This is a genomic window from Ferdinandcohnia sp. SAFN-114 (assembly GCF_059415045.1).
The window spans coordinates 1-7,186 of record NZ_JBPFDQ010000149.1 but is presented as its reverse complement, the minus strand read 5'-3'; the positions used below and the strand labels follow the sequence as shown (position 1 = coordinate 7,186).

5 protein-coding genes and 1 pseudogene are annotated in these 7,186 nt (G+C 38.4%); 1 reads left to right on the top strand and 5 read right to left on the bottom strand.

Annotation, left to right across the window (positions count from 1 at the left end; all coding sequences use genetic code 11):
- Positions 1-965: 965 nt before the first annotated feature.
- Positions 966-1,919: pseudogene (gene ftsZ, locus ACR65M_RS26065) on the bottom strand (cell division protein FtsZ); the annotation flags it as partial.
- Between the two features lie 193 nt (positions 1,920-2,112).
- On the opposite strand from ftsZ, the gene ACR65M_RS26060 reads away from it, so the two are divergent.
- Positions 2,113-3,105, top strand: a complete 993-nt coding sequence (locus ACR65M_RS26060) for a LysM peptidoglycan-binding domain-containing protein (RefSeq protein WP_341333363.1) — start codon at positions 2,113-2,115, stop codon at positions 3,103-3,105.
- A 69-nt stretch (positions 3,106-3,174) separates the two neighbouring features.
- Here the strand turns inward: ACR65M_RS26060 and ACR65M_RS26055 are convergent, their stop codons facing one another.
- The 4 genes from ACR65M_RS26055 to ACR65M_RS26040 all read right to left on the bottom strand — a co-directional run bounded on the left by ACR65M_RS26055 (position 3,175) and on the right by ACR65M_RS26040 (position 6,926).
- Positions 3,175-3,882: a GntR family transcriptional regulator gene (locus tag ACR65M_RS26055; RefSeq protein WP_440274863.1), complete on the bottom strand. Its 708-nt coding sequence runs from the start codon at positions 3,880-3,882 to the stop codon at positions 3,175-3,177.
- Between the two features lie 164 nt (positions 3,883-4,046).
- Complete coding sequence (locus tag ACR65M_RS26050; RefSeq protein ID WP_440274862.1) at positions 4,047-5,096, bottom strand: lactonase family protein; 1,050 nt, start codon at positions 5,094-5,096, stop codon at positions 4,047-4,049.
- A gap of 67 nt (positions 5,097-5,163) precedes the next feature.
- Positions 5,164-6,012, bottom strand: a complete 849-nt coding sequence (licT, locus tag ACR65M_RS26045) for a BglG family transcription antiterminator LicT (RefSeq protein WP_121449247.1) — start codon at positions 6,010-6,012, stop codon at positions 5,164-5,166.
- Positions 6,013-6,059: 47 nt separating this feature from the next.
- Positions 6,060-6,926 (bottom strand): Cof-type HAD-IIB family hydrolase, encoded by an 867-nt coding sequence (locus tag ACR65M_RS26040; protein ID WP_341333367.1) that lies wholly within the window; start codon positions 6,924-6,926, stop codon positions 6,060-6,062.
- Positions 6,927-7,186 lie beyond the last annotated feature (260 nt).

Sequence of the window (7,186 nt, the reverse complement as noted above, 5' to 3'; positions counted from 1 at the left end):
GTACCAAACGAAGTGCGGTAGCGTTGAGTTATAAAAAGTCTCAAATTTTATTGTCCACTTTCTTGACAGAAGACCATCTTCGGACAGGCAATAGCAAAACTTGCCCGGTTGTTGTCCGAAGTCCAGGTATCTTCGGACAGGTAATGGCAAAACTTGCCCGGTCGTGTCCGAAGTTCAGGTATCTTCGGACATACAAAAGCAAATTCTGCGCGGTTGTGTCCGAAGTTGAAGTAGCTTCGGACTTGCGATGGCAAAACCTACTCAGTTGTGTCCGAAGTCGAAGTAGCTTCGGACTTGCAATAGCAAAATCTACTCGGTTGTATCCGAAGTTCACGTAGCTTCGGACATACAATGGCAAAATCTACTCGATTGTGTCCGAAGTCCAGGTATCTTCGGACATACAATGGCAAAACCTACTCGGTTGTGTCCGAAGTCGAGGTAGCTTCAGACTTACAATGCCAAAACCTGCTCAGTTGTGTCCGAAGTCGAGGTAGCTTCGGACTTGCAATAGCAAAATCTACTCGGTTGTGTCCGAAGTCCAGCTAGCTTCGGACATACAATGGCAAAATCTACTCGATTGTGCCGAAGTCCAGGTATCTTCGGACATACAATGGCAAAACCTACTCAGTTGTGTCCGAAGTCGAGGTAGCTTCGGACTTGCAATAGCAAAATCTACTCGGTTGTTTCCGAAGTCCAGCTATCTTCGGACATACAATGGCAAAACCTACTCGGTTGTGTCCGAAGTTCACGTAGCTTCGGACTTACAATGGCAAAATCTACTCGGTTGTGTCCGAAGTCGAGGTAGCTTCAGACATACAAAAACAATATCTGCACGATTGTTAATTTTAAACAATCAACCAAAATGAAAGCGTGAATTCATATGTGAATTCACGCTAAAAATTTATTATTATTTACTACTTTTCACCTGAAAACCAGTTACGCTAAAAGGATGCCTCTTCTTTTTAATTTTCAGTAAATCCTGTCGCAATGACCGTCACAATAATTTCATCTTTCAAGTTGTCATTAATGACTGATCCAAAGATCATGTTTAGATCTTCGTGTGTTGCTGATGAAATCACGTCGGCCGCTTCTTGTATTTCGAATAGACTTAAATTTCGTCCGCCTGTAATATTTAAAATGACACCACGTGCACCGCTTATGGATGTTTCAAGAAGTGGACTATTGATTGCTTTATTGGCTGCTTCAACCGCACGCCCGTCCCCTTTCGCCATACCGATTCCCATCAAAGCTGTTCCTCTGTGTGACATGACTGTTTTTACATCCGCGAAATCCAGATTAATTAATCCTGGGACCGCAATTAAATCGGAAATCCCTTGTACCCCTCGGAGTAGAACATTGTCTGCTTCGCGGAAGGCTTCAATCATCGGTGTACGCTTATCGACAATCTCCAATAGTTTCTCATTAGGAATGATAATTAAGGTGTCAACCGCTTCCTTCATTGCATCGATTCCTGCATCTGCATTAACAGCACGCTTACGACCTTCAAATCGGAATGGTCTTGTTACAACACCTATTGTTAATGAGCCTAGCTTCTTAGCAATTCTTGCAATTTCTGGTGCTGCTCCAGTACCAGTGCCACCGCCCATTCCAGCGGTGACAAAGACCATGTCCGCTCCTCTTAAAGCATCCTCAATCTCTTTCTTGCTTTCTTCAACGGCTCTCATCCCTATTTCGGGATTGGCACCCGCACCAAGCCCTCGTGTTAAAGATGCACCAATTTGAATGGTGATTTCTGCTTTTGATTGATTAAGTGCTTGTCCATCTGTGTTTACTGCTATGAATTCAACACCTTCTACCCCTGCTTCAATCATTCGATTCACGGCATTATTTCCACCACCGCCAACACCTATTACTTTTATTCTTGCAAATTGATCTATGTATGGTTCAAACTCTAGCATGACTTTTTCCTCCTTGCCGCCCATTGCCTTCTTCCTAAGTGAAGACGGTTTTATACTATATACTTCGTAGTACTACTTCGCTTTCTGTCATGAATTTCCTCTAAAAATTAAAAAGAACCTACAAATACCTAAGAAGCATAATATTAGATTTCTTTTACAAACTAATACTAACATGTTATGAAAGGAACGAGCCATGAAAAACAGGATAGCATTTGTTTTTGGAGCCTTTTTCTTTATTTTTATCGCATTCCTTCCTACAGATGTAGGAGCAAATAGTACTGAAAACACGTATGTTGTCCAAGCAGGTGATACATTACCTGGGATTGCGAAAAAATTTGAAACCTCTGTAGAAGAATTAAAAATCACCAATGGGATTCAATCAGATTTATTAGTTGTCGGACAGAAGCTATGGGTACCTACATCCTATGAAGTTGTAGCCGGAGATACATTGCAGAATATTTCTTCCAAGTTCCATACATCCCCTGAGCAGATTAAAACGACAAACAAACTTTCAGCTGAAAAAGTCATTCCAGGACAGATTCTCAAAATTGCCCCAAGAAGGATGAATATGCAAGGGGAACACATTTTAATGACAAAAGAAGAATTTAAAGATTGGCTTTTCAACCAGAAGATCAAACGAAAAATAAGCCTTATCCAGCAGCACCACACTTGGGTCCCAGACTATGGTCGGTTTAATGGCTCAAACCATTTTGGGCTATTAACAGGTATGGAAAATTTTCATAAAAATAATATGGGTTGGAAACATATCGCCCAAAATATTACGACTTTTCCTGATGGGAAAGTCGCTGTCTCAAGGCCATTACATATAGTCCCAGAAGGCACAATTGGTAGTAAAGCAAACTCTGTCGGTATTGCAATTGAACACCTTGGAAATTTTGATCTAGGTCATGATGTGATGACGAAGGAACAAAGCGACACAATTATCTATGTCAATGCCGCTCTCAGCCTTAAATTTGGATTAACCCCTTCCATTGACAGTATTACCTACCATCATTGGTGGGATTTGCGAAACGGTGAAAGAGTGCTGGATAAAGGGCCCGACTATAATGTGAAAACCTGTCCGGGAACCGGTTTTTTTGGTGGCAACTCCACAACAAGTGCTAAAAAATATTTTTATCCCTTGATTATCAGTAAAATGGAAGAGCTTCGAAAAGAAATGGAATAAAACAAACCCACTCAACCATATGGACGAGTGGGTTTGTGCAAATTCTATTAAAATAATGAGGAAATAGCCTTAAATCATTATACTTTCTTTCTTAAAATATTCAGGTTGTTCCTTCATAAATTCATACAAATGAGAAATCCCTTTTGTAATATGCTTATTTACAACATCCTCTGCTACAGCAACATCCTTACATTTAAGAGCATTAAAAATAGCTCTGTGTTCATCCAAAACAGTCTCCCAATCCTCAGCCTTTGTATTGATAAGTCGGAGCATCCGAACCCGTTTATATTGCCCGTTCATTTGGTCGATTCCCTTCCAGATACGGTCCATTCCTAATCCTTTATAAATGAGTTCATGAAATTCATCATCATAGGCTAAAAAGTCTTTTTCGTTTTCTTCCCGTAAGGCAATTTCCTGCATTGTTAAGCATTTTTCTAATTTATATAATGAGTCAGGAGTTAGTTTTTCCGTCGCTTCTCGAATTACAGCAAGCTCCACAGCTTTCCTCATAAATCGTGACTCTTCAATATGTTTCGGATCAATTAAAGACACAAAAGTCCCAATCTGTGGCTTTATTTCTATTAATCCTTCCTTTGCAAGCTGCATCAGAGCTTCCCTAATCGGTGTTCTACTAACACTCAACTGAGCACCAATTTCAGATTCAGAAATTGGGGATCCCGGACATAAAGAAAAATCCATAATTTTTTCACTCAAATAGGAGTAGACATATTCTCTTCTTGTACCGCCATCACGTCGTCTAACTTGATTGTATTCCATAACCCAACTCCCCTAAACAAGCTTCATCCGTAAGTATTTACTTACCTAGATAATATAAACTATTATTCTATTATAATCATTTTATACTAAAACGCTTACATAGGGTAGCCCCGAATTACAAAAAAAGGAACCTGGTGCTTTTTCCAGGCCCTCCTCTATATTTTTTAAGCATGTAAAAACTTCACGCAAACTGGATATGGTACCGTTATATCTGAGTCAATTTGTGTTAATTTTCCTGTTTGTTCATCCCTCGCATATAACACAAGGTTACTTGATTCCTGGTTGGAACCCACAATGAACTTTTCTGTTGGATCAAATACAAAGTCACGTGGCCAATCTCCTTTTGACGAAACCCTTTCGACTAATGTTAACTTCCCTGTTGCCTCATTCACTTCGAAGACAGCAATACTGTTATGTCCACGGTTAGCCGCATATACGAACTTCCCATCCTTTGAAATATGTATAGCACTACCTTGACTGTTTTCAGTGAAATCTTCAGGAATGGTTGAAATATATTGAAGTTCCGTAAAGTTTCCATTGCTACTGTCATATGCTAAAGCAACCACTTCATTGCTTATCTCTGTCATTAGATATGCATGTTTCCCATTAGGATGAAAGGCAATATGTCTTGGCCCGCTTCCTGGTCTTACCGATAAAGTACTTACTTCATGTAATGACCCATTCTCTACTGCATAAGTGATAAGCTTATCAATGCCTAAATCAACTGCCACCACATACTTTTCATCTGGAGTAAATCCTGAAAAATGGGTATGTGGTTTTTCTTGTCTTTCATGTGGTCCGTTACCTTCATGTGCAACAACCGATTGGGAAGTTTCAATTCCTCCTGTTTGACTGTTAACTGAATACAGTTCGATTGTCCCTTTATGATAATTCGCGGAAACAACTTGGTTATTCTCCTTGTTTACACTGATATGACAAGGTGATGCCCCTTCTGAAACATGGTTATTTACTGGCATTAAATCCCCTGTTTGACTATCGATAGAGTATGCCGCGACTCCACCCGTTTCTCCATCTTTTATTACCGAGTATAGAAAACGATTATCCTGACTCACTGTTACATATGTTGGATTTCCCAATGTTGCCGCAAGCTTTACATCCTCTATTTTTTGTACGTCCGTATCTAAAGTAAACGTATAGACTCCCTTGCTGTCCCCTTTTGTATAAGTACCAACATATCCGATAAACTTGCCCATTGTTGAACCCCTCTCATCATTTATTTATTTGCGTTCATGTGTATCAATTCTTTTACAATCTACATGATCACAGGTTTTTATGTCGATTTGTGACTCGATGAATATGTACGGTTAAATAAACTTCTTCTTCTTTAGAAATCTTCCAACCAAACTCTGTCTTTAAAAACTTCGAAACTTTCTTCGTACATTTATAAGCATCTGAATACTTAAGTTTGATCTGCTTATGGAAAAAATCTTCAACGGAATCAGATAATTTTTCCTTGCGCATATACCTCATTCCAAAAAAGCGAAGATGGGTTACAAATCGTTCATAGTTCACAGAAGTCTCATCAAGCTCCATTTCAAAATGGTCTTTTACTATGTTTAGTATATCATTTACCATCTGTGCAATCTGAATCGCTGCCCCCATATTATCTCCTGAAAGTTGCCCATTGACCAAATGTAGAGCAATTGAAGCCGCTTCGTCTTCATCAAGTCTAATACCGGTCTCTTTTTCAATAATATCCAAAGCTTTTAATGCAATTTGGAATTCTGGTCTATAATATTTTCGAATTTCCCATAGTAGGGCATTCTTCAATTGTATTCCTTGGTTATGCCGACTAATGGCAAAACTAAGATGATCTGTTAAAGCCACATATAGGTAATCATCTAGTTTATTAGGTAATTGAGTTTTTGCATATTCTAAAATTTTGAAGGAAATGCTTAAATACAACTCTGATGTATCTTCGAGTAACTTGGCAAGTTTTTCTGTAATCCCATGCTTTTGTAAAATAAAAGTTTTCTCAATTTGCGAAGCATCAATTATATCTCCAGACTTACGTTGAAAAGCTAAGCCTTTGCCCATGACCACTATTTCTTGATCGAGTTCGTTTCTACACATCACAACATTGTTATTTAAAACCTTTTCGATTTTCATGCATCCACCCCGTTCCTAAATCGATACCCTACATATGCGTGTAAATTTCAACTATAATACTCTTTTAGCATTTCTTCTATTGCGAAAGCTACCCCATCTTCTTCATTTGTTTTTGTATGAAAGTTACAGATGTCTACTATTTCTTTATCAGCATTTCCCATGGCAACACCACGACCTGCCATTTCGAGCATACTTTTGTCATTTAGGTTATCTCCCATCGACATGACATCCTTCATTTCAATCCCCATACTTTTAGCTAATTCTGCAAGAGCTAAGCCCTTGATCGCTTCTGGATGGTTAAACTCCAGATTTAAGTAACCTGAAGAAGTGATGACTACCCCAGTCTTATCTTTTAGCTCATTATACACCTGCTGATGTCTTTCCTCATCGTCCGCAAAGCTTAAAAGTTTATAAATTTTTAGATCATCCATGGCCTCTAATTGTTCATAATCCTCGATAAATTGAACACTTTCATTCTGGAAACGAAGCTCAATTTTCTGATTAATTTCCTCATCTGTAAAATTTGGATTGACAGTTTTCCACCAACTAGTCATTCGTTCGATAAATCTATTTCTTCCAAAAGAAAACAGTCCCTTGTTGGTAAAAAACTCCGTATACATTTCGCCGTTATGACAAGCTGTGTATACCTTCTTACAAACCGATTTATCCATTGGAATATCACGTAATACGTTACCATCTATATCAAATGAACTAGCACCGTTCAAGGTAATAATGGGACATTTAATTCCTACTTCCTTAAGAGGCATATTCGCAGCATCATATGACCTTCCTGTTACAACAACAAATTTTACCCCTTTATCCATTGCCTTTTGTATAGCATGTGCATTAGCCGCACTAACCTTACTATTTTCATTTAATAGAGTTCCATCTAAATCTGAAGCAATCAGTTTCATCCCAAATCCCTCTTTCGTATAAAATGAAAAAACCTAAATAAACTGTCTCCTAAAACAGAAACACCTTACTTAGGTTTTGCCTGCTTTACCAGTTACAATCCTACAGTCTATTATAACAAGATATATATTTAACACAAAGCTAACGCTACTCACATAAAAAAAGGCTACTTACAACTTTATGCTATATGGACTAACCTAAAATAGTGAGACAATATAAAACACCTCCAAAATGGCAATACTTGAGATAAGTATTGTGACAT